Annotated in this window: 20 protein-coding genes; 11 read left to right on the forward strand and 9 right to left on the reverse strand. The window is 60.8% G+C overall.

Annotated features, from left to right (window positions below; genetic code table 11):
• The first annotated feature begins 143 nt into the window (after positions 1-143).
• The 5 genes from PMI21_RS17005 (at position 144) to PMI21_RS16985 (ending at position 5,036) form a co-directional block, all read left to right on the forward strand.
• A complete protein-coding gene (locus PMI21_RS17005; protein ID WP_007937287.1) occupies positions 144-1,439 on the forward strand; it encodes an NCS2 family permease in 1,296 nt (431 codons plus the stop codon).
• Positions 1,436-2,515, forward strand: a complete 1,080-nt coding sequence (trmA, locus tag PMI21_RS17000; protein WP_007937288.1) for a tRNA (uridine(54)-C5)-methyltransferase TrmA — start codon at positions 1,436-1,438, stop codon at positions 2,513-2,515. The genes PMI21_RS17005 and trmA overlap by 4 nt, the downstream gene beginning before the upstream one ends.
• Positions 2,516-2,647: 132 nt before the next feature.
• Entirely contained in the window at positions 2,648-3,559 is a 912-nt protein-coding gene (locus PMI21_RS16995) for a LysR family transcriptional regulator (RefSeq protein ID WP_007937289.1), read from the forward strand.
• A 176-nt stretch (positions 3,560-3,735) separates the two neighbouring features.
• Complete coding sequence (gene aroQ / locus PMI21_RS16990; protein ID WP_007937291.1) at positions 3,736-4,176, forward strand: type II 3-dehydroquinate dehydratase; 441 nt, start codon at positions 3,736-3,738, stop codon at positions 4,174-4,176.
• A gap of 5 nt (positions 4,177-4,181) precedes the next feature.
• Positions 4,182-5,036, forward strand: a complete 855-nt coding sequence (locus PMI21_RS16985) for a shikimate dehydrogenase (RefSeq protein ID WP_007937298.1) — start codon at positions 4,182-4,184, stop codon at positions 5,034-5,036.
• 109 nt (positions 5,037-5,145) lie between these two features.
• On the opposite strand, the gene PMI21_RS16980 is transcribed toward PMI21_RS16985, so the two are convergent.
• Together PMI21_RS16980 and quiC are read right to left on the reverse strand one after the other, a co-directional pair.
• Positions 5,146-5,823 carry a TetR family transcriptional regulator gene (locus tag PMI21_RS16980; protein WP_007937299.1) on the reverse strand — a complete coding sequence of 226 codons (678 nt, stop codon included), beginning with the start codon at positions 5,821-5,823 and terminating at the stop codon, positions 5,146-5,148.
• Between the two features lie 103 nt (positions 5,824-5,926).
• A complete protein-coding gene (gene quiC / locus PMI21_RS16975) occupies positions 5,927-7,828 on the reverse strand; it encodes a 3-dehydroshikimate dehydratase QuiC (RefSeq protein WP_007937300.1) in 1,902 nt (633 codons plus the stop codon).
• Positions 7,829-8,318: 490 nt separating this feature from the next.
• Between quiC and PMI21_RS16970 the strand changes: the two genes are divergently transcribed.
• Both PMI21_RS16970 and PMI21_RS16965 read left to right on the forward strand, forming a co-directional pair.
• Entirely contained in the window at positions 8,319-9,656 is a 1,338-nt protein-coding gene (locus tag PMI21_RS16970; protein ID WP_007937301.1) for an MFS transporter, read from the forward strand.
• A gap of 96 nt (positions 9,657-9,752) precedes the next feature.
• Positions 9,753-11,375, forward strand: a complete 1,623-nt coding sequence (locus PMI21_RS16965; protein ID WP_007937302.1) for a methyl-accepting chemotaxis protein — start codon at positions 9,753-9,755, stop codon at positions 11,373-11,375.
• A gap of 6 nt (positions 11,376-11,381) precedes the next feature.
• On the opposite strand, the gene PMI21_RS16960 is transcribed toward PMI21_RS16965, so the two are convergent.
• The 4 genes from PMI21_RS16960 to PMI21_RS16945 all read right to left on the reverse strand — a co-directional run bounded on the left by PMI21_RS16960 (position 11,382) and on the right by PMI21_RS16945 (position 15,148).
• Positions 11,382-12,260 carry a DMT family transporter gene (locus tag PMI21_RS16960; RefSeq protein WP_007937303.1) on the reverse strand — a complete coding sequence of 293 codons (879 nt, stop codon included), beginning with the start codon at positions 12,258-12,260 and terminating at the stop codon, positions 11,382-11,384.
• A gap of 115 nt (positions 12,261-12,375) precedes the next feature.
• Complete coding sequence (locus tag PMI21_RS16955) at positions 12,376-13,191, reverse strand: sugar phosphate isomerase/epimerase family protein (protein ID WP_007937305.1); 816 nt, start codon at positions 13,189-13,191, stop codon at positions 12,376-12,378.
• A 2-nt stretch (positions 13,192-13,193) separates the two neighbouring features.
• Complete coding sequence (locus PMI21_RS16950) at positions 13,194-14,249, reverse strand: Gfo/Idh/MocA family protein (protein WP_007937307.1); 1,056 nt, start codon at positions 14,247-14,249, stop codon at positions 13,194-13,196.
• 122 nt (positions 14,250-14,371) lie between these two features.
• Complete coding sequence (locus PMI21_RS16945; RefSeq protein ID WP_007937309.1) at positions 14,372-15,148, reverse strand: IclR family transcriptional regulator; 777 nt, start codon at positions 15,146-15,148, stop codon at positions 14,372-14,374.
• 174 nt (positions 15,149-15,322) lie between these two features.
• Between PMI21_RS16945 and PMI21_RS16940 the strand changes: the two genes are divergently transcribed.
• The 3 genes from PMI21_RS16940 to PMI21_RS16930 all read left to right on the forward strand — a co-directional run bounded on the left by PMI21_RS16940 (position 15,323) and on the right by PMI21_RS16930 (position 19,086).
• A complete protein-coding gene (locus tag PMI21_RS16940; RefSeq protein ID WP_007937311.1) occupies positions 15,323-17,035 on the forward strand; it encodes an FAD-dependent oxidoreductase in 1,713 nt (570 codons plus the stop codon).
• Between the two features lie 195 nt (positions 17,036-17,230).
• Positions 17,231-18,124: a KPN_02809 family neutral zinc metallopeptidase gene (gene ypfJ / locus PMI21_RS16935; protein WP_007937313.1), complete on the forward strand. Its 894-nt coding sequence runs from the start codon at positions 17,231-17,233 to the stop codon at positions 18,122-18,124.
• Positions 18,124-19,086: an alpha/beta fold hydrolase gene (locus tag PMI21_RS16930; RefSeq protein WP_007937315.1), complete on the forward strand. Its 963-nt coding sequence runs from the start codon at positions 18,124-18,126 to the stop codon at positions 19,084-19,086. The genes ypfJ and PMI21_RS16930 overlap by 1 nt, the downstream gene beginning before the upstream one ends.
• Positions 19,087-19,130: 44 nt before the next feature.
• On the opposite strand, the gene PMI21_RS16925 is transcribed toward PMI21_RS16930, so the two are convergent.
• The 3 genes from PMI21_RS16925 to PMI21_RS16915 form a co-directional block, all read right to left on the reverse strand.
• Complete coding sequence (locus tag PMI21_RS16925; RefSeq protein ID WP_007937317.1) at positions 19,131-19,724, reverse strand: HAD family hydrolase; 594 nt, start codon at positions 19,722-19,724, stop codon at positions 19,131-19,133.
• On the reverse strand, positions 19,721-20,590 hold the full coding sequence (gene tesB, locus PMI21_RS16920; protein ID WP_007937333.1) for an acyl-CoA thioesterase II: 870 nt from the start codon (positions 20,588-20,590) through the stop codon (positions 19,721-19,723). The genes PMI21_RS16925 and tesB overlap by 4 nt, the downstream gene beginning before the upstream one ends.
• A gap of 106 nt (positions 20,591-20,696) precedes the next feature.
• Positions 20,697-21,266: a GNAT family N-acetyltransferase gene (locus PMI21_RS16915; RefSeq protein WP_007937334.1), complete on the reverse strand. Its 570-nt coding sequence runs from the start codon at positions 21,264-21,266 to the stop codon at positions 20,697-20,699.
• A gap of 90 nt (positions 21,267-21,356) precedes the next feature.
• Here PMI21_RS16915 and PMI21_RS16910 point away from each other — a divergent pair, with 90 nt between their 5' ends.
• Positions 21,357-22,277: a histone deacetylase family protein gene (locus tag PMI21_RS16910; protein WP_007937335.1), complete on the forward strand. Its 921-nt coding sequence runs from the start codon at positions 21,357-21,359 to the stop codon at positions 22,275-22,277.
• Positions 22,278-22,351 lie beyond the last annotated feature (74 nt).

Below are 22,351 nucleotides of genomic sequence, written 5' to 3' on the forward strand. Positions count from 1 at the left end.
CATAAGCAGCCATAGCCCCACGCTGCTGGTATGATGCGCGGCTTTTTCCGACCCACAGAAAATTCTCAGGCGCCTGCGGCGGTCTGTGCTTTGCTGTTGAGGTCGATACATTCACGGCGCCGGGCGCGCCACGGGGAGCAGACATGCTGGAAAGGCTGTTTCAACTCAAGGCACACAACACCAACGTGCGGACCGAGATTCTGGCGGGCGTCACGACCTTTTTGGCCATGGCCTACATTCTGTTCGTCAACCCGAGCATCCTCGGCGAGACCGGCATGGACAAGGGCGCGGTGTTTGTCGCCACCTGTCTGGCAGCCGCCATCGGCTCGACGACCATGGGCCTGATCGCCAACTACCCGATCGCCCTGGCACCGGGCATGGGCCTGAACGCCTTCTTCACCTACACCGTGGTCCTGCACATGGGTCACACCTGGCAAGTGGCGCTGGGCGCGGTGTTCCTCTCGGCGGTAATGTTTTTCCTGCTGTCGATCTTCCGCATCCGCGAATGGATCATCAACAGCATCCCACTGGCGCTACGCTCGGCGATTGCCGCCGGTATCGGCCTGTTCCTGGCACTGATCGCCCTGCACAACGCCGGCATCGTCGTCAGCAACCCGGCGACCATGGTCGGCCTCGGCGACCTGAAGCAACCGGCGCCGATCCTCGCGACCCTGGGCTTTGCCCTGATCGTCGCCCTGGAGGCCCTGAAAGTCCGTGGAGCGGTGCTGATCGGCATTCTGTCGGTGACCATCGTCTCCATCCTGTTGGGCTTCACCCCGTTCGGCGGCGTGATGTCGGTGCCACCGTCGCTGGCGCCGACCTTCCTGCAACTGGACATCAAAGGCGCACTGGACATCGGTCTGGTCAGCGTGATCTTCGCGTTCCTGTTCGTCGACCTGTTCGACAACTCCGGCACCCTGATCGGCGTCGCCAAGCGCGCCGGCCTGATGGGCAAGGACGGCCACATGCCGAAAATGGGTCGTGCCCTGATCGCCGACAGCACCGCGGCCATGGCCGGTTCGTTGCTGGGCACCTCGACCACCACCAGCTACATCGAATCCGCAGCAGGCGTGAGTGCCGGTGGCCGCACCGGCCTGACGGCCATCGTGGTGGCGATTCTGTTCCTGCTGGCGCTGTTCTTCTCGCCATTGGCGGCCAGCGTTCCAGCCTTCGCCACGGCGCCTGCGTTACTGTTCGTCGCCGTGTTGATGACATCCGGCCTGGCGGAAATAGACTGGGACGACATCACCGTCGCCGCACCGGTCGTGGTCACCGCCCTGGCCATGCCGTTCACATACTCCATCGCCAACGGCATCGCCTTCGGTTTCATCTCCTGGACAGCCACCAAGTTGTTGTCCGGTCGCGGCCGTGAATTGAATTCGGCGCTGGTGATTCTGTCGATTCTGTTCGTGATCAAGTTGGGTTGGTTCAACGCATGACTTTTGATTCCCAGGCTTACGCCGTTCAGCTCGAAGAAAAGGTCGCGCGCCTGCGCGACCTGCTGGCCCCGTTCGATGCGCCCGAACCTGTGGTGTTTGATTCGCCGCTGCAAAACTTCCGCCTGCGTGCCGAATTCCGCCTGTGGCGTGAAGCCGGCGAGCGCCACTACGCAATGTTTTCCCAGGAAGACAAACGCACGCCGATCCTGATCGAAGAGTTCCCGATCGCAAGCCTGCGCATCAACCAGTTGATGCCGCAGCTCAAGGCGGCGTGGCAAGCGAGTGCAGCCCTGAGCCACAAACTGTTCCAGGTGGAGTTCCTGACCACGCTGGCCGGCGATGCGATGATCACCCTGTGCTACCACCGCCCGCTGGACGAGCACTGGCACGCAGCGGCGTCGAAGCTGGCAGCCGACCTGAACGTCAGCGTCATCGGTCGCTCCAAGGGCAAGCGCGAAGTGATCGGCCATGATTACGTGGTCGAGAAGCTTGAAGTCGGCGGCCGCACCTTCAGCTATCGCCAGCCGGAAGGCGCGTTCACCCAGCCCAACGGCACGGTGAACCAGAAGATGCTCAACTGGGCGTATGACGCTCTCGGTGATCGCCCGGATGATCTGCTGGAGCTGTATTGCGGCAATGGCAACTTCACTTTGCCGCTCGCTACCCGCGTGCGCAAAGTGCTGGCCACCGAAATCAGCAAGACCTCGGTCAACGCCGCGCTCAGCAACCTGAGCGAAAACGCGGTGGGTAATGTCACGCTGGTGCGTTTGTCTGCCGAAGAGCTGACCGAGGCCCTGAACGAAGTTCGCCCGTTCCGTCGCCTGCACGGCATCGACCTCAAGAGCTACGAGTTCGGTAGCGTGTTCGTCGATCCGCCACGCGCCGGCATGGACCCGGACACTTGCGAGCTGACCCGGCGCTTCGACAACATCCTTTACATCTCCTGCAACCCGGAAACCCTCGCGGCCAACATCGCCCAACTGAACGACACCCACCGCATCACCCAATGCGCGATGTTCGACCAGTTCCCGTGGACCCATCACATGGAATCCGGAGTGTTGTTGACCCGTCGTTGATTGCAGCCGTTATACAAATCAGCCGTCCTTGGGACGGCTTTTTTGTGGGCGATTGAAACGCCCTGTATTTGTGCGCCCATCTTTGATAAATACAGCCTCAGACACTCCATTTGATTCCCGGTGTAATCAATCATGCAGCGACATTTCGACGATCTTCAGCTCGGCAGCATCGAACTGTTTTGCCTGGCCGCCGAAGCCGGCAGCTTTACCGCCGCGGCCCTGGTGGCGGGTGTGACGCCGGCTGCGGTCAGCCGCTCGGTGTCGCGGATGGAAGAACGTCTGGGTGTGCGGCTGTTCGCGCGTACTACCCGCAGCGTCAAGCTGACCGACAGTGGCCGGCGCTATTTCGAGGAGTGTCGCCTGGCCCTTGCGCAATTGGTCGAGGCTCAGCGCGAAGTCATGGGCCAACAGCAGGAACCCTCCGGCACCTTGCGCATCAGCATTCCCACCACCTATGCCCACCACCGTATCCTGCCGCTGCTGCCGGCGTTTCGGGCGCGTTTTCCCGCTGTGAAAGTCGAGACACACATCAGCAATCGCAACATCGATTTCGTCGGCGAAGGCTATGACATGGCAATCCGTGTGCGCGCCATTCCCGACTCCGGGCTGATTGCCCGGCCGCTGGAGGACGCGGCGCTGGTGATGATTGCCAGCCCTGACTATCTCAAGCGTGCTGGCACTCCACAGACCCTGGACGACCTGGCGCACCACGAATGCATCCAGTTCGAACTGCCCAGCAGCGGGCGGCGGATTGCCTGGCTGTTCAACGATAACCGCGTGCCGCTGGAGATTCTGGCCGAGGGTAATTACTGCTGTTCCGATGACGTACTGGGCGGCGTGACGCTGGCGAAACACGGCGCCGGACTGTTTCAAACCTATCGCTTCATCGTCGAAAACGAACTGGCGGATGGCTCGCTGGTGGAAGTGCTCAAGCCCTATGGCGGGCGCTCCCGCCCCTTCACTTTGCTGTATCCGCAAAGCCGCCATATGCCGTTGCGCGTGAGAGCATTCATCGATTTTCTGGTAGAGCGTCTGCCGCGCTGAAAAGATCGCACCTGTAAGAGCTCCGCAGGCTGCGATCTTTTTGCATATGTCCGATCACCGCACACAAAAAACCGCTGCGTCGCCTCTTCAATTGACCGAATTAACTGGTTAGTACAATTTATCTCCACAGGCTGAAACCCTCGGCCAATTCCAAAAATAATAAGTGGAGAGACCCGATGTCCCCTATCGTTCTGGTGCTCAACGGCCCGAACCTGAATCTGCTTGGTACCCGTGAACCGGCAACTTATGGCCACGAAACCCTGGCGGATATTTCAGCGCTGTGCGGTCGCGCCGCCGAAGAGTTCGGCCTGAAAGTGGAGTTTCGCCAGACCAACCATGAAGGCGAACTGCTCGACTGGATTCATGCCGCCCGTGGCCGCTGCGCCGGGATCGTCATCAACCCGGCCGCCTGGACTCACACCTCGGTCGCCATTCGCGATGCCCTGGTCGCCAGCGAACTGCCGGTGATCGAAGTGCACTTGTCCAACGTCCATGCCCGCGAACCCTTCCGGCATCACTCCTTTGTTTCGTCGATCGCCACGGCGGTCATGTGCGGTTTCGGTAGCCACGGCTATCGTTTGGCGCTGGAGCATTTCAGCCAACGTTTGAAAGGTTAAGCGTGATGACACAGAACACCGCGGTACTCGCCGGGCTGATCGGCGCCGGCATTCAGGCTTCCCGCACCCCGGCGCTGCACGAGCGCGAAGGCGATGCGCAGGGTTTACGCTACCTGTATCGGTTGATCGATCTGGATCAACTGAAACTCGACAGCGGCGCCCTGCCCGACCTGCTGATGGCCGCCGAGCGGATGAACTTCACCGGGCTGAACATCACCTTCCCATGCAAGCAGACGATTATCCCGTTGCTCGACGAATTGTCGCCGGAGGCCCGCGGCATTGGCGCGGTGAACACGGTGGTGCTGAAGGACGGTAAACGCATCGGCCACAACACCGATTGCCTGGGCTTCGCCGAAGGGTTTCGTCGCGGCCTGCAGGACGTTGCCCGTGAGCGAGTGGTGCAAATGGGCGCCGGTGGCGCAGGCGCGGCGGTGGCCCACGCGTTATTGAGCGAAGGCGTGCAACTGCTGAGCATTTTCGATGTGGATCACAGCCGGGCTCAGTCTTTGGCGGACAACCTCAATCAGCATTTCGGTTTTGGCCGCGCCATGGCCGGTCATGACTTGCCGGGCACACTGGGTCAGGCTGACGGGCTGGTGAATACCACGCCCATGGGCATGAAAAAGCTGCCGGGCATGCCGGTGCCGGTAGAGCTGCTTCGGGCGCAGTTGTGGGTGGCGGAGATCGTTTACTTCCCGCTGGAAACCGAACTGCTGCGTAACGCCCGTGCGTTGGGTTGCCGAACCCTGGATGGCGGCAATATGGCAGTATTTCAGGCGGTGAAGGCGTTTGAACTATTCAGCGGCGTGGTGCCGGACGCCCAGCGGATGCTGGCGCATTTTCAAAGCATGAATGGTTGAAATGCAAAAGATCGCAGCCTCGTTTCACTCGACAGCTCCTACAGGGGTATGGGTACTTGTAGGAGCTGTCGAGTGAAACGAGGCTGCGATCTTTTAAGGGACCTGAAAATCAGGCCTGTAGATACCGCAAAACCGACTCACAGATCATCTCCCGATGACGCTGCTTGATGCTTTCGTCCGGCAAGTCGATCTGAAAGATCTCACCGAATGTATGACGGTTCGACACGCGATAGAAGCAAAACGAACTGATCAGCAGATGCACATCCAGCGGGTCAAGGCCGGCGCGGAATACTCCTTCGGCGGCCCCGCGACGCAAAATCTCGCCCAGTGAATCGAGGATGGTGTTGTTCATCGCCTTGATCGCATCGGAGCGCTTCACGTACTCGGCATTGTGAATATTCTCGATGCTGACGATACGCACGAAATCGACATTGCGATCATGGTGATCGAAGGTGAATTCCACCAACCGCCGAATCGCCTCCACCGGCGCCAGCTCGGCCAGGTGCAAGCGACTTTCGGTGCTGCGGATATCCCCGTAGAGTTTTTCCAGCACCTCGACGTAGAGCTGTTCCTTACTGCCGAAGTAGTAATAGATCATGCGTTTTGAGGTGTGGATGCGCTCGGCGATCGCATCGACGCGCGCACCGGAAAGCCCCTGCTGGACGAACTCGACGATAGCCTCTTGAAGGATGTTCTCGCGGGTTTTTTCCGGGTTGTTCTTGCGACTCTTGCGAGGCTCGGCCATTGGCTTTTCGGGCGCTACAGGGAGTTCTGAAATTATTGTCATTGCGGGCTCACGGCCATCACTGCACAAGTGGGCGATTATGGGCCGCTGCGCACAGTGAAGGAAGCCGTGCGGCAGCGGTTTTGTACCCGTGTTTACGATTTTCCTACAACTTTGCCTGACGTACGCCACCACTTCGGGATTTGGCCATGGCCGCCAATCGCACTGCCACGTTGGCCGCGCCGTAACCCGCATAGCCGTTTTTGCGCTGGATGATCTCAAAGAAGAACCGTCCTTCGAACGGCTCGGTGTACACGTGAAACAGCTCGCCACCCTGGGCATCACGGTCGTAGAGCACGTTGAAATACGCCAGCTCGCTGAGGAATTCATCATCGAAATCGAAGCGCGCGGCGAGGTCATCGTAGTAGTTGAGCGGGATATCCAACAGCGGCACGCCCGCCTCCTTGGCGCGGCTGACTTCAGCGAAGATGTCGTCACAATCGAAAGCGATGTGATGCACGCCGGAACCGCGATAGCTCGACAGCGCGTGTGAGATCGCGGTGTTGCGATTCTCGGAAATGTTCAGCGGCAGGCGGATCGAACTGCAACGGCTGCGCAAGGCACGGCTCTTCACCAGACCATACGGGTCGGGCAGCACCACTTCATCGTCGGCTTCGAAATCCAGCAGGCTCTTATAGAACAGCACCCAACTGTCGAGGCTGTCGGCGGGCAGTGCCATGGCCATGTGATCGATGCGCTTGAGGCCACCGCTGGCCACGGCTGTGGATTGCAGATTGAAATCGGTGCCATAGACGTCTGCATTCTGGTCCACCAGGTAAATCAGACTGCCGTCCGGTGCACGCACGGCGGCGAGCTCCAGTTCATTAGGGCCTACCAGCCCGCGATACGGCTGGCCTTTATAAGCCACGGCACGCGCCAGCGCACTGGCACTGTCCTTGACCCGCACGGCGGTGGCGCACAGCGACGGACCATGGGCCTCGAAAAAACTGTGGGCGAAGGAGTAAGGCTCGGAGTTTAGGATCAGGTTGATATCGCCCTGGCGCAGCAGGCTGACGCTCTTGGAACGGTGTTGCCCGGCCTTGACGAAACCCAGCCGCTCCAGCCAATGGGACAGCTTGGCGCCGAGACTTTCGTCCACGGCGAATTCAAGAAACTCGATGCCGTTGTATTCGCTGGCGCCTGGGGTATCGAACAGTATGTCGCGATTGGCCACAGGCGTGGCCTCCTGTTCCAGACGCTGGCGGGTTTTCTCTTCCAGGTACAGCAACGAACGCAAGCCGTCGGCGGCGTTGGCCCGGGGTGGCGCGGCGCGGAAGCCGTCGTTGAAAATCTCCAGCGACAGCGGGCCGGTGTAGCCGCTCTTGATGATCGGCGCGAGGAACCCCGGCAGATCGAATTCGCCCTGACCCGGGAAACAACGGAAATGCCGGCTCCACTCCAGCACGTCCATGGCCAGGATCGGCGCATCGGCCATTTGCACGAAGAAGATCTTGTCGCCGGGAATCTCGGCGATCGCCTTCGGGTCGCCCTTGAGCGACAGCGTATGGAAACTGTCCAGCAACACACCGAGGTTCGGATGGTCAGCCTGGCGAACGATGTTCCACACCTGTTGATACGTGTTCACGTGTCGGCCCCAGGCCAGCGCTTCGTAACCGATCCGCAAACCACGAGCGCCGGCCCGTTCGGCGAGCAGGCGCAAATCGTCGACCAGGATCTGCTCATCGCCGATGGAGTCGGCCGAGGCGTTGCTGCACACCAGCACCAGGTCGGTGCCCAGCTCCTGCATCAAGTCGAACTTACGCTCGGCCCGCTCCAGATTGCGCGGCAGGCGATCGCGGCGGCAACCTTCGAAATCCCGAAAGGGTTGAAACAGAGTGATCGCGATCCCGAGATCAGCGCACACCTGCCTGATTTCCCGTGGGCTGCCGTCGTAGTAGAGAAGGTCGTTCTCGAAAATTTCCACCCCGTCAAAACCGGCGGCGGCGATGGCTTCCAGTTTTTCCGGCAGGGTACCGCTCAAGGAAACGGTGGCAATGGAACGCTGCATGTGTCGACTCCCGGTGGTGGGGACATTCTTGTTGGGTAAATTATTGGCTTGACGAATCCGCACAGCAATTCAAAGTGTACTACCCAGTTAGTTTTGCGGGCGATTATCGAACACAATGGCGGTTGGCGAATTGACGATTTTTCGTCCACTGCGCACCATCGACACCACATTGAGTCCGGTCACGAACCCATGGACTCGGTTACCAAAGACCCTGAACACCACATAAAAATTTCAAAAAACGGGTACACGCTCATGCGCTCATTCAACGCCTTGTTTGCTTGCTCCACCGATCTCACGCCAGACCTGGTGTCCATCCGAACCTTGCGCCCCCTCGGCCGAACCGTGCCGCTCGCTGAATAAAACGTTGTCGTCACCTGACGAGAACACCTCAGCCGATCAATCTCACCCGCGCCCGTCGCCATCGATTGATCACGCGCCCTTGAAGTCCCGACAAGCCTCGCTTGTCAGTCATTGAACGGATGGCACACACATGTTTCCTTCTCAAAGCTCTCGCGTGGCTTCGGCCCAAAGCGTCGCCACTGGCGGCATCGGCGACAAAATCCGCGGCGCCATGGCCGTTGGCAAAACCCGCTGGGGAATGCTGGCGCTGGTATTTTTCGCCACCACCCTGAACTACATCGACCGCGCCGCCCTGGGCGTCATGCAGCCGATCCTCGCCAAGGAAATGAGCTGGACGGCGATGGACTACGCCAACATCAACTTCTGGTTCCAGGTCGGCTACGCCGTTGGTTTCGTGTTGCAAGGCCGGTTGATCGACCGGGTCGGCGTGAAGCGCGTGTTCTTCTTCGCAGTACTGCTCTGGAGCCTGGCCACCGGCGCTCATGGCCTGGCCACTTCGGCGGCGGGCTTCATGGTCTGCCGGTTCATTCTCGGTCTGACCGAAGCCGCCAACTACCCGGCCTGTGTGAAAACCACGCGGTTGTGGTTCCCTGCTGGCGAGCGCGCCGTGGCCACCGGTATCTTCAACGCCGGGACCAACGTCGGTGCGATGTTCACACCGATGCTGCTGCCACTGATCCTTCACGCCTGGGGCTGGCAAGCCGCGTTCCTGTGCATGGCGTCGCTGGGCGGCATCTGGTTGCTGTTTTGGGGTCTGAAGTACTTCAACCCGGAAGATCACCCGAGCGTCAAACAATCGGAACTGGACTACATCCAGAAGGAAGTCGAGCCGGAACAATCCCGCGTACCGTTCTCGAAAATCCTGCGCATGCGTGGCACCTGGGCCTTCGCCCTCGCCTACGCGATCACCGCGCCGGTGTTTTGGTTCTACCTGTACTGGTTGCCGCCGTTCCTCAATCAGCAATACAACCTGGGGATCAACGTGACCCAGATGGGTATTCCGCTGATCATCATCTACCTCACGGCTGACTTCGGCAGCGTCGGCGGCGGGATCCTGTCTTCGTTCCTGATCGGTCGTGGAATCAAGCCGATCAAGGCGCGACTGATGTCCATGTTCCTGTTCGCCTGCTGCATCATCGGCGTGGTCATGGCCGCCGGTTCGAGCAGCCTGTGGCTCGCGGTATTCGCCATCTCCCTGGCCATCGGCGCACACCAGGCCTGGACCGCGAACATCTGGAGCCTGGTGATGGACTACACGCCTAAACACATGATGAGTACGGTGTTCGGCTTCGGCGGCATGTGCGCGGCCATCGGCGGGATGTTCATGACCCAGTTGGTCGGCCACATCCTGACCATCACCAACAACAACTACACCGTGCTGTTCACCATGATTCCGGCGATGTACTTCATCGCGCTGACCTGGATGTACTTCATGGCACCGCGCAAGATTCCGACCTTAAAAGATTGATACACCTCAAACGCAGGCCTGATCCCGGGCCTGCGTTTTTTTATGTGCGCGGTTTATCAATTTCCCCTTTTTTTCTTGAAGCCACAGAGGCACACCATGTCGCCAGGTAACTTGAGCATCGCCAAGCGTGCCGTGATCAGCTTCGGCGTCATCGCCTTGTTGGTCCTGTTGCAGGGACTGTTCGCCCTAAAACAGGTCGCGCAGGTCCGCGCCACCGGCCAGCACACTGAAAACATCTCGCTGCCCAGCATTCGCCACCTGGGTGAAATCCGCGACTACATCCTGAGTATTCGCGTGCTCAGCTTGCGCATGGCGCTCAACCGCGATCCAAAAGTGCTCGACGCCACCGTCACACGCCTGCACCAAGTGCAGGGTTGGCTTGCAGAGACGCTGGAAAAATTCACCCCGCTGGTCGGTGATTACAATCGGGCGCCGTACGAAAAGTTCGTCGCCACCGTCACCAGTTACCGCCAGGCGCTGGCGCAATACGAAGCGCTGTCGCGGGAGAACCGCAGCGAAGAAATGACCGCCTTGCTCAATGGCAAAATCCAGGACTACTCGACCCAGACCGGTGACCAGTTCGCCGAATTGATGGCCCTTTCCGCCAACGAAGTCAGCCTCTCGGCCAACCAGGCTGACTCACTCTACAACCAGGTAAAAATCACCGTGATCGGTGCGCTGATAGCGGTCGCGCTCCTGACCCTGTGCCTGGCCTGGCTGTTGATTCGCAGCGTCGTCATGCCGATCCGTCAGGCGGTCGAAGTGGCCGAACAAGTGGCCGCCGGCGACCTGAGTCAACCGATCCGCAGCCACGGCGCCGATGAAACCGCACGCTTGCTCAAGGCCCTGTCGGCCATGCAGACCAGCCTGCGGGAAACCCTGCAACTGATCAGCGGCACGTCGACACAACTGGCGGCCGCCGCCCTGCAGATGAATCAGAGCACTCAGCAGGATTCCAGTCGGCTGCAACAGCAACACAATGAAATCGAGCAGGCCGCCACGGCCGTCAACGAAATGACCGTCGCGGTGGAAGAAGTGGCGCGCAACGCGGTATCGACTTCCGACAGCACTCGCCAGTCAACGCAGCAAGCCGGCCAGGGCCAGGCGCGGGTGATTGAAACACTGGATTCGATTCAGGCGATGAGCAGCAATGCGGGCATCGCACTGCAACAGGTTCAGACCCTGGCCGAGCAGTCCCGGGAAATCGGCAAGGTGCTGGACGTGATCCGCGCCATCGCCGAACAGACCAACCTGCTCGCGCTCAATGCCGCCATCGAGGCCGCGCGAGCCGGGGAAGCCGGGCGCGGTTTTGCGGTGGTGGCCGATGAAGTTCGGGCGCTGGCACATCGCACTCAGCAATCAACCCGGGAGATCGAGCAGATAATTGGCCGGGTTCAGGGCGACACCGACGGCGTGGTGATGTCGATGCACGACAACAGTCAGCGTGTCGCTGAAACCTTGTCGATTGCTGAACAGGCCGGGATGGCGCTGGCAGAAATCACCCGGGCGATGGAGCAGATCCATGAACGCAACCTGGTGATCGCCAGTGCCTCGGAAGAACAGGCGCAGGTGGCCCGTGAAGTGGATCGCAATCTGCTGAACATCCGCGACCTGTCGCTGGAAAGCGCCGACGCCGCGACCCGGACCAGCGCCACCAGCCAGGAGTTGTCGCGACTGGCGGCGGGCCTGCAAAACCTGGTGGTGCGCTTCAGGTTTTGACCGGCCTCAGCGGCGGCTTTGTTGCCACGCCGCCGCCAACCCGCTGCAGCAAATCACGGCGATCCCGACCACCGTGGTCAGGGTCGGCGTGTGAGAAAACAGCAGCCAGCCGAGCAAACCGGCAAAGACAATCTGGCAATAGCCGAACGGCGCCAGCAGCGCGGGGGCGGCGTGGCGGAACGCCTGGGTCAGAAACAGGTGCGCCGTCATCCCGCAGGCGCCCAGTGCAACCATCATCAGTCCATGCCCAAGGCTTGGCACTTTCCAGAAGAACGGCACCAGAGCACTCATCACCAGGGTGTTGCACAGGCCGGCGAAGAAGTTACTGGTGGTCGGGCTGTCGATTTCACTGAGCTTGCGGGTGAGCAATTGATAGAAGCAGAAAAACAGCGCCGAGCAGAGCGGCAGCAAGACTGCTGGCGTGAACAGATCACCGCCGGGGTGGACGATGATCAATACGCCGACAAATCCGCAAATCACCGCGATCCATTGGCCACGGGTGACCCGCTCACGCAGCAGTGGCACCGACAGCGCGGTGACCAGAACCGGGGCGAGAAAGTTGACCGCCGTGGCTTCGGCCAACGGGATGTACTGCAAACCGGTGGTGAAAAACAAACTGGTGCCCAACAGGCACAACGCCCTCAGCAACTGCAGCAACGGCCGTTTGGTACGCAGAACTCGCAACCCCGATTGCGGCAGGAAAATCCCGGCCATCAGTAGGGTGTGAACCACATAGCGGGCCCAGACCACCATGACGATCGGATAGAACCCCGATAGATATTTCGACAAGGCGTCGTGACTGGAAAACAGGAAGGTCGCGACGACGATCAGCAGAATCCCCTTGAAGGGTTGGTTTACGCCGGAGAGCGGTGTGCTGACGGTCATGAGCGATCCTTTTTTACATCGAAAGTCAAAAGCTTCGCGGGCAAGCCTCGCTCCTACATGAACACTGGATAACCTGTGGGAGCGAGGCTTACCCGCGATAGGTGCGCAGCACCGCTTACCGCCGCGCCAACAATTCCCGGGTTTTATCCAACGCCATCTGCGCCCGCTGCAACCCGCTCACGCCCTGCTCCAACAACTTCACGGTGGGAATCTCCAGGCTTAATGGAATATCAGCCGGCAAACACTGCAACAACCCCGCCAGATCACAATCGCCATCGCCCGGAAAACGCCGTTCGTTACGCGCCTGACGCAAAATCTCCGCCATGTCCGTTGGCCGTGGCCCCTCAACATCGCACAGCTGTGCATACCGTAACCGTGACGGGGCAACTTTGGCCAGATCTTCCAGCCGCGAGCCCGATCGGTCGAAATGGAACGCGTCCACCAACACAGCGCCGTTTTCACGGTCAGCGTTTTCGACGACGCGCACCGCTTGTTCGAGATTGCGCGCATCAGTCCACGGCATGAACTCCAGGTGCGGATGCAGGCCGAAAGGTACCGCCAGATCGCACAACCGGGCGAAGTTCTCGGTGAGTCGTTGTTCGTCAGAATCGTTACCGGCCACCAGCAATTCACTGGCACCAAATTCCGCTCCGACCGCCAGAATCTTCTCGAAGTCGGCGACGACGGTTTGCGGTTTAAGACGCAGGATTTCAACATCCAGCACACGAATGCCGGTATCGCGCAGCCGCGCCAGCGTCTCACGCCGTAAACCGACATCGGCTACCAGCGCAAAGTGATGTTCTTCGGGTGTCGCCGGTTCAAGGCGTAATCCGACATGGCTGTAACCGGCACGCGCCGCAACGTCCACCATTTCCGGCGGAGACAACTCCAGCACGGTCAGGCTGGCCAGGGAAAAGATCCGCTCACTCATGTTCATTCCTCGATCAACATCGGGGTGCAGGCACGACCGGTTTCGGCGGCCTCGCGAATCGCTTCAACCAGCGCCAGGGTGCGCGCAGCATCGGCAGCGCTCACCAATGGTTCGACTTCCCGACGCGCCACGCGCACGAAATGCTGCAACTGCAAACGCAACGCTTCATCGGCGCTAAAGCTTTCCTGCTCCGCCAGCAACGGCTCATGCCATCCGCCATCGACGTCGGCGTAGTGCCAGCGCTTGAGCTGCGGAATGCTCAACGCACCGCTCGTCCCGGCCAGCAAGTAACACGGCTGATCGGCCTGGCGCGGGTAGACCGGGTTCTCCCCGGAACCCAGCTCCCAACTCCAGGGCGCTGCCACCGCGTCGGAACCGGTCAGGCTGCCCAGTGCGCCATTGTCGAATTGCAGCAGCACCGCCGCGCAATCTTCGTTGGCAAACCCGCGCACCGCATTGCTGGTGATCGCCTGCACCTGCCGCACTTCGCCGCACAGATGGCGCAGCAGGTCGAGGTCGTGAATCAGGTTGGTCAGCAACATCCCCGCGCCGGGCTCGCGGCGCCACGGCGTTTCAAAATAGCTGTCGGGTTTGCGCAGCTGCCAGAGCGCCGTCACCGTCGTCAGTTGCCCCAAAGCGCCACCCTGCACCAGTTCATGGGCGCGGACGATCAATGGATTGTGCCGGCGATGATGGCCGACCAGCACGGGAACACCGGTGGCTTTCGACGCGGCCACCAGTTCGCGCGCTTCATCCAGGTGCACACCGACCGGTTTTTCCAGCAGCACCGGCACACCCGCGGCGAGGCAATCGAGCGCAGTGCCGACGTGGAGTGTGTTCGGGTTGGCGACGATGACCGCGTCTGGCTTCACCTGCTCCAGCATCTGACGGTAATCGGCGAAATACCCCACGCCCCATTCGGCCGCGAGGCCTGCCGCTTGTGGGCCCGGATCGGCAACCGCACACAACGTCGCTTGCGTCAGGGTTTGCAGATGCCGGTAATGCTGCTGGCCCATGTTGCCGGCACCGATCAGGGCGATGCGAAGGGGCGAAGTCATGGTGCGGTCCTCTTGTGATTATTGTTGGAAGGATGAATTCCGACAATTTAGAACCAGGTTCCAGATTCTTACACAGGCGTACCGCAAAAGTGTGCGAACAGCGCACACGATCTTTTGAAACGTCAGCTGAACAACTCAGAAGCAAGGCTTGCGGCGGACAGTTCTTCAGTAAACCTCAACAACAACGGCGCCAGCTCATGCAACCGTGCCCCCGGCATCCGCGCACTTGGCCCGGCAATGCTCAGCACACCGATCACTCGCCCGTCGCCTGGGTGGCGCACCACCGCCGCTATCGCTGAGGTGCCCACGGCCGAGCTCTCTTCGACCCAGGCGTAGCCCTGCTCTCGCGCCAGACGCAGGCGCTCCAGTAACTCAATGTTGGAACGCGGTGCATTCGGCCCCAGGTCTTTCGGTCGCTCACTACCCTGACGTTCAACCAGCGACAACGCTTCGGCATCGCTCATGCACGCCAGCCATGCGTGGCCCGACGCGGTGTAGAACAACGGCGCATCACGGCCCATGTCCGGGTCGTAACGCAGCCCCGAGCGGGCGCCTTGAGACTTGGCGATCCAGACCTGGCGCTCGCCCTCAATAACGCCAAGACGCACCAGCTCACCGGTTTCCTCGGCCAGGCGATCGAGCACCGGTTGCACGATATCGGCGCCGGTGCTCGACAGGTAACGAAAACCCATCGCCACCAGTTTGGTCGACAGGTGATAGCGCAGGTTCTCCGGATTCTGTCGCACGTAACCCAGCCGAATCAGCTCGGCGAGCAGGCGGTGGGTCGCGCTTTTGGGGATGTCCAGTTGCTCCGCCAGCGTCTGCATCGGCAGGCCGCGAGGGTCACTGGTGAGGCTTTCCAGCACGCTGAAAACACGTTCGATCTGACTGCCGGCCATGGGGGGTTCCACTCGAAATTTTGCCGATTCTAGAAGACAAACCACGCAATGCAAAATCTGGAACCAACTGTCCGATAACCGCCCTCTTTACGCCTTGAATGATTGCCTAGGTCAATCACACTCTTATATTTTTTGGAATCAAATTCTAAAAATACGCACTGGAGCTTTTAGACGATGCCTGCCGAATCTCACTTCCTTGCGGACATCGAATGCGATGTGCTGATCGTCGGCTCCGGCGCGGCCGGATTGTCCGCAGCCGTCACCGCGGCCTGGCATGGCTTGAAAGTGATCGTGGTCGAGAAAGACCCGGTATTCGGCGGTGCCACGGCGTGGTCCGGTGGATGGGCCTGGGTGCCGTGCAATCCCCTGGCACGTCGTGCCGGCATCGTCGAAGACGTCGAGCAACCGCGCACCTACCTGAAACACGAATTGGGTGAGCGTTACGATCCGGCGATGATCGACGCGTTCCTTGAGGCGGGCCCGCGAATGGTCGCGTTCTTCGAGCAGCACACCTCCCTGCAATTCGCCGACGGCAACGCCATCGCCGACATTCATGGCGACACGCCGGGTGCCGGCACCGGCGGACGGTCGGTGATCGCTGCGCCTTATGACGGGCGAAAAGTCGGCAAGCTACTGAAGCGTCTTCGCAAAACCATGCGGGAAACTTCGTTCATGGGCATGCCAATCATGGCGGGGACGGACCTGAGCGCATTTCTCAACCTGACCCGCTCTTTGCCCGCTGCATGGCACGTGACCCGCCGCTTTACCCGACACCTGCTCGACCTCGCCGTTCATGGCCGGGCGATGCAACTGGTCAACGGTGTTGCACTGATCGCCCGGCTGGCAAAGTCCGCCGAAGACCTGGGCGTCTTGCTCTGGGAATCGGCACCGGTGACCGGGTTGCTTCACGAAGGCGATCAGGTCCGAGGAGCGGTAGTCAGCACCGCCAAAGGCAAAACCCGCATCCATGCGCGCAAGGCCGTGGTGCTCGCTGCCGGCGGGTTTGCCAATGACATCGAGCGGCGCAAGGCGCTGTTCCCTCGCACACCGACCGGCAACGAACACCTGGCGCTGCCGCCTCTCGGCGTCGCCGGTGATGGTTTGCGATTGGGCGAAAGCGCTGGTGGGCGAGTCAACAGCGACATGGCATCGCCCGTGGCCTGGGCGCCGGTTTCGCAAGTGCCGCACAGTGACGGCAGCATCGGCCACTTCCCGCACATCATCGAACGCGGCAAACCGGGGATCATCGGCGTACTGAGCAATGGCAGGCGCTTCGTCAACGAAGCCGACGGCTACTACGACTACGTGACGGCCATGGTCGCCGCCGCACCGCAGGGCGAAGAAGTCGCCTCCTGGCTGATCTGCGACCATGGTTTTCAGCGGCGTTATGGCTTGGGAATCTCCCGGCCGTTTCCGGTGCCGTTGTCATCCTTTATCCGCAGCGGTTATCTGAAAACCGGCAACACTGTCGAGGAATTGGCCCTGGCCTGCGGCATCGACCCAAACGGATTGCGCAGCACGGTGGAGGCGTACAACCGGCATGCGCGCAACGGTGAAGATCCGTTGTTCGGTCGTGGCTCGACGCCCTACAACCGCAAACAGGGCGATGCGTTGCAGCAGCCCAACCCGTGCGTCGCGCCGATTGAACAAGGCCCGTTCTACGCTGTGAAGGTTCAGCCCGGGTGCTTTGGCACCTTCGCCGGGCTCAAGGTCAACGAACACGCGCAAGTCCTCGACGCATCCGGTCAAGCCATCGCCGGGCTGTACGCGGCGGGCGGCGACATGGCCAGCATCATGGGCGGGCACTATCCCGCCGGGGGCATCAATCTTGGCCCGGCGCTGACCTTCGGCTACATCGCTGCGCGGCATATCGCCGGTATAGCGTGAGTTTGATCAGTGATTCTCGAGACAAGCATTCGCCCACTCGGTAAAAACCTGTTGCCCTGAAGGAATTCGCTGGGCTATCCGTGTTCAATACAAGTCTGAAACATTCCGTGCGCAGTAAAAGACAGACGACCGGACTGGCGCCGCTCTCACTGACCAGCAACACTCATCACCATATTCAAACGAGGATTCCTCCCCATGCTTTGGAAAAAAGGCCGACGCAGCGACAACGTGGTCGATGCCCGTGGCGATGATGTCGGCGGTGGGGGCGGCGGGATGCGCTTCGGTGGGGGCAAGGGCCTGAGCCTGACGGCGATCCTGTTGATCGTCGGGATCGGCTGGATCACCGGCCAGGACCCGTTGCAGATCCTCGGCCAATTGACCGGGCAGATGAGCGAGCAATCGGCCCCGACCACTACCCAAACCCGCAAGGCACCACCGGCCAATGATGAAGGCGCCGAATTCGTGCGCTCGATCCTCGGCGACACCGAAGACACCTGGGGCCAGATTTTCCAGCAGGCCGGTCGGCAATATAAAGACCCGACCCTGGTGCTGTTCAGCAATCAGGTGAACTCGGCGTGCGGCCTGGCGACGTCGGCGACCGGTCCGTTCTATTGCCCGGCGGACCAGAAGGTCTACCTGGACATGAGTTTCTTCCAGGAAATGTCGCAACGCTTTTCCGCCGCAGGTGATTTCGCCCAGGCCTACGTTATCGCTCACGAAGTCGGACACCACGTGCAGACCTTGCTCGGCGTTTCGGCGAAGATTCAGACCGCTCGCCAACAGGGCCGGCAAATGGAGGGCGACGGTGGTTTGCTGGTGCGTCAGGAACTGCAGGCCGATTGCCTGGCCGGTGTCTGGGCCAACAATGCGCAGAAGCGCCTGAACTGGCTGGAACCCGGTGACATCGAAGAAGCCTTGAACGCCGCCAACGCCATCGGCGACGACCGCTTGCAACAGCAAGGTCAGGGCCGCGTGGTGCCGGACTCGTTTACTCATGGCACGTCAGCGCAAAGGGTGCGCTGGTTCAAAGCCGGATTCGCACAGGGCGAGATCGGCCAGTGCGATACCTTTTCTGCGAAGAATCTGTAATGCGTAAGTGGCTGCTGGCTCTGTTGATCACCTGCGCAAGCACCCAGGCGGCCGAGCATGGGGTCAAGGCGATCAGTTCCGGGCGCCTGCTGTTGAGCGCCGGCGAAATCGCGGTGGGCATCGGCCCGACACCGCCGGAGAAGATCGAACGGGTGCTGATCATCATCCATGGTCGTTTGCGCAACGCTGAAACCTACCGCCAGAGCGCCGAGCACGCAGCCGAGCAGGCCGGGCAAAGCGCGAACACCTTGGTGCTCGCCCCGCAGTTCCTCAATGAAACCGACATCGCGAGCCATCCGGTGCCTGACAGCGTTTTACGCTGGCAGGGCAATGACTGGATGGCCGGCGGCTTATCCACAGCGCCGTTTACGTTGAGCTCCTATGCGGCGCTCGACGAAATCATCGCTCGCCTGGGTGATCGGCGACAGTTTCCGGACGTGAAGCAAATCGTCATCGCCGGTCACTCCGGTGGCGCTCAGGTGGTTCAGCGTTATGCCTTGTTGAGCCACCCTCAGCCAGCTCTCGACACTGCGGGGGTGAAGGTGCGCTATGTGATCGCCAATCCGTCGTCGTATGCCTATTTCAATGAGCAACGGCCGGCGGCGTTCAGTCACGCGGGGTGTCCGAACTTCAACCGCTGGAAGTACGGGCTGGCGGACTTGCCCGTCTATGCCAATGGGCAAACACCTGCGCAGCTGGAAGAAAACTACGTCAAACGTGACATCGTTTATTTGCTCGGGCAGCAGGACATCGACCCGAATCACCCGGCGCTGGATAAAAGTTGTGAGGCCAAAGCCCAGGGCGCTTCTCGATTGATTCGCGGACGCAACTATTTCAATTATCTGAAACGGCGCCATCCTCAAGGGTTGAGTCAGCAGCTGATCGAAGTGCCCGGGGTCGGACACAATGGGGACGGGATGTTTACCTCGCCTGAGGGGCAGAAGGCTTTGTTTGGGCAGTGAGTTTGGGGTTGCCCGCGATGGCGGTTAACCCGACAACCAATTCCTCAAACCGAAATCAGTTGCCGCAACTCCACGCAATCGCGCGCATGCCAATCGGTCAATTCCGGCCACGGATTATCCGGCAGGTTCACCAACACCGTCCGCGTCCCCGCCGCCCGGCCGCAATCCAGATCGAAGCGGTAATCGCCGACCATCACCATCTCGCTCGCCGGCACTTTCCAGGCTTCGGCCAGTTTCAGTAAACCACCGGGATGTGGTTTGGGCGGCGCTTCATCCCGGCCCAGTACATCCTCCACCGCAAAGCAGTCGGCCAGGCCGATGGCCTCCAGCGTGACATGCGCCAGCTCGCGAGCATTACGCGTGAGGATGCCCAGCCGATAACCGCGCCCAGCCAACTCACGCACCAGTTCCACCGCCCCCGGCGCCGGTTTCGAACCCAGTGCCAGATCCCGCTCATGCTCCAGCAGCCACGCATGCTTGGCCGCCGCTTCATCGGCCGGCAGCGCCGCGAGGTGAGTGAGAATGTCGTGTTCTGCAGGAATCGCCAACGCCACGCGGATCGCCGCAAAGTCATGCACGGCCACGGTCAGGGTGCCGTCCATGTCGAACACCCAGTGCCGCACTTCGGCCAAGCTCATGCCCAATCCTTGCGATGACGAATCAGGCCTTCCTGAGTGACCGAGGCCACCAGTTGCCCGGCACGGTTGAACACGCTGCCACGGGAGAATCCGCGGGAATTTCCGGCCCATGGGCTGTCCATGGCGTACAGCAACCAGTCATCGGCGCGCAGGTCGGCGTGGAACCACAAGGCGTGATCAAGGCTGGCGACCTGCATGTCTTTCTGCCAGACCGACTTGCCGTGGGGCAGCATCGAGGTGGTCAGCAGACCGAAGTCCGACGCATAGGCGAGCAGGTATTTGTGCAACGCCGGGATGTCGGCCAAGGCACCGTCGGCGCGGAACCAGACGTATTTGACCGGATCGGCAGGCCGCGGGTTGTAGGGATCTTTCTCGGTCACCGGGCGGACTTCGATCGGTTTCGGGCACAGCAGTTTTTCGCGCATGTGCTCAGGGATCAGGTGCGCGCGCTGCTGGGTGATCTCCAGCTCCGACGGCAGGTTTTCCGGGCCGACCACTTGCGGCATTTCGCTCTGGTGCTGGAAGCCTTCTTCGTCGTACTGGAACGAGGCGCTGCAAGTGAAAATCGGGTTGCCCTTCTGGATCGCCGTCACCCGGCGCGTGCTGAAACTGCCGCCATCGCGCACCCGATCGACCTGATACACCACCGGCAACTTGGCATCGCCCGGGCGCAGGAAATAACCGTGCATCGAATGCACATGGCGCGCCGCTTCGACTGTCTGACTGGCCGCCGACAGGGACTGACCGAGCACCTGGCCGCCGAACAACTGACGGAAACCCAGGTCCTGGCTACGGCCACGGAACAGGTTTTCTTCAATCGGTTCCAGGGTCAGCAGGTCCACCAGATCTTCCAACACTTGGCTCATTCAGACTCTCCTCACTCAAAGCACTGCCGCGCAGTCTTGGCTGCGGCGGTCGATTCAATTTATGGCCCGGTTCAACATGAGGGCCATTGTAAACGTCCGCGCCTGCTTATCCATGCAAGGTTTGCAGCCATTGCTCACGGGTGATGCGGTACAACACGTGCGGGCGCAGCGGATGATCGGCTGCAAGCCTCGGATGCTCGAAGTCATCAACAGGATCATGCTGCATGCCGATCGCCTGCATGACTTTTTGCGAAGGCAGGTTGGTTTCGGTGGTGAACGCCACGACCTCTTGCAGCGCCAAGCGATCAAATCCGCAGCGCAGAGCGGTCCACGCCGCCTCGCTGGCATAACCCAGGCCCCAGTGCTCGCGCGCCAGGCGCCAGCCGATTTCGATGGCCGGCGTGAACGATGCGTCGAAACCGACCACCCCCAGCCCGGTAAACCCGATGAACGCCCCGGTGTCCTTGCGCTCCAGTGCCCAGAGGCCGAAACCATACTCGGCAAAATGCCCGCGAACCCGCCCGATCAGCGAGGCACTTTCCAGCCGACTCAAGGGCGCCGGAAAATAACGCATCACCTGTGGATCGGCGCACATCGCCGCAAACGCCGGCAAATCCTCATCGCGCCACTGCCGTAACGACAGTCGTGCGCTTTCGAGTTCCAGTATCGGCTCCATCGTGCCCTTCCCCTCTGTTTCCATGCCGCAAGTCTACATCGCTGGTAGGATCGTTCACTCATTCCTACAGGCTTCCCCGATAAATCAGCCATGCCCCTGCCCCTGATCTACCATGAAGACTACAGTCCCGAGTTCCCGGCGGAACACCGCTTTCCCATGGACAAGTTTCGCCTGCTGCGCGATCACCTGGTGGACAGTGGCCTGACCCGAGACACCGACCTGCTGCGCCCGGACCTGTGCCCGGCGGATATTCTCGCCCTCGCCCATGACCCTGCGTATATCGAACGCTACATGAGCGGCGAGTTGTCCCGCGAAGACCAGCGGCGCCTCGGCCTGCCCTGGAGCGAAGCACTGGCCCGGCGCACAGTGCGGGCAGTCGGCGGTTCGCTGCTGGCGGCCGAACAGGCGCTGGAACATGGCTTGGCTTGTCACCTGGCCGGCGGCACGCACCACGCGCATTACGATCACCCTGCCGGGTTCTGCATCTTCAATGACCTGGCGGTGATCAGCCATTACCTGCTAGAAAGTGGCCGGGTGAATCGGGTGCTGATCTTCGACTGCGATGTGCATCAGGGCGACGGGACTGCACGAATCCTGCACAACACTCCGGAGGCGGTGACCGTTTCCCTGCACTGCGAAAAGAATTTTCCTGCACGCAAAGCCGAAAGCGACTGGGACATTCCGTTGCCGATGGGCATGGGCGATGCCGATTACCTGAAGGTGGTGGACGACGCGCTCAACTATCTGCTGCCGCTCTATCAACCGGATCTGGTGCTGTACGACGCCGGTGTCGACGTGCATAAGGATGACGCCCTGGGTTATCTGAAGCTGACAGACGAAGGCGTCGCCGCTCGCGATGAACGCGTGATGCGCCATTGCCTGGGCCGGGATATTCCGGTGGTCGGCGTGATCGGCGGCGGCTACAGCAAGGACCGCAAGGCCCTGGCGCGCCGTCATGGCCTCCTCCATCACAGCGCCCAACGGGTCTGGCAGTCATCAGGTTGTCATTGATGTGTGGGTCTTTACCCACAATGCCTGTGGAACCGCCTGTGGATAACCTGAGTGAAAGGGTCTGTAGCCCATGC

The sequence above is a fragment of the Pseudomonas sp. GM18 genome, from assembly GCF_000282195.1.
Classification (GTDB): Bacteria; Pseudomonadota; Gammaproteobacteria; order Pseudomonadales; family Pseudomonadaceae; genus Aquipseudomonas.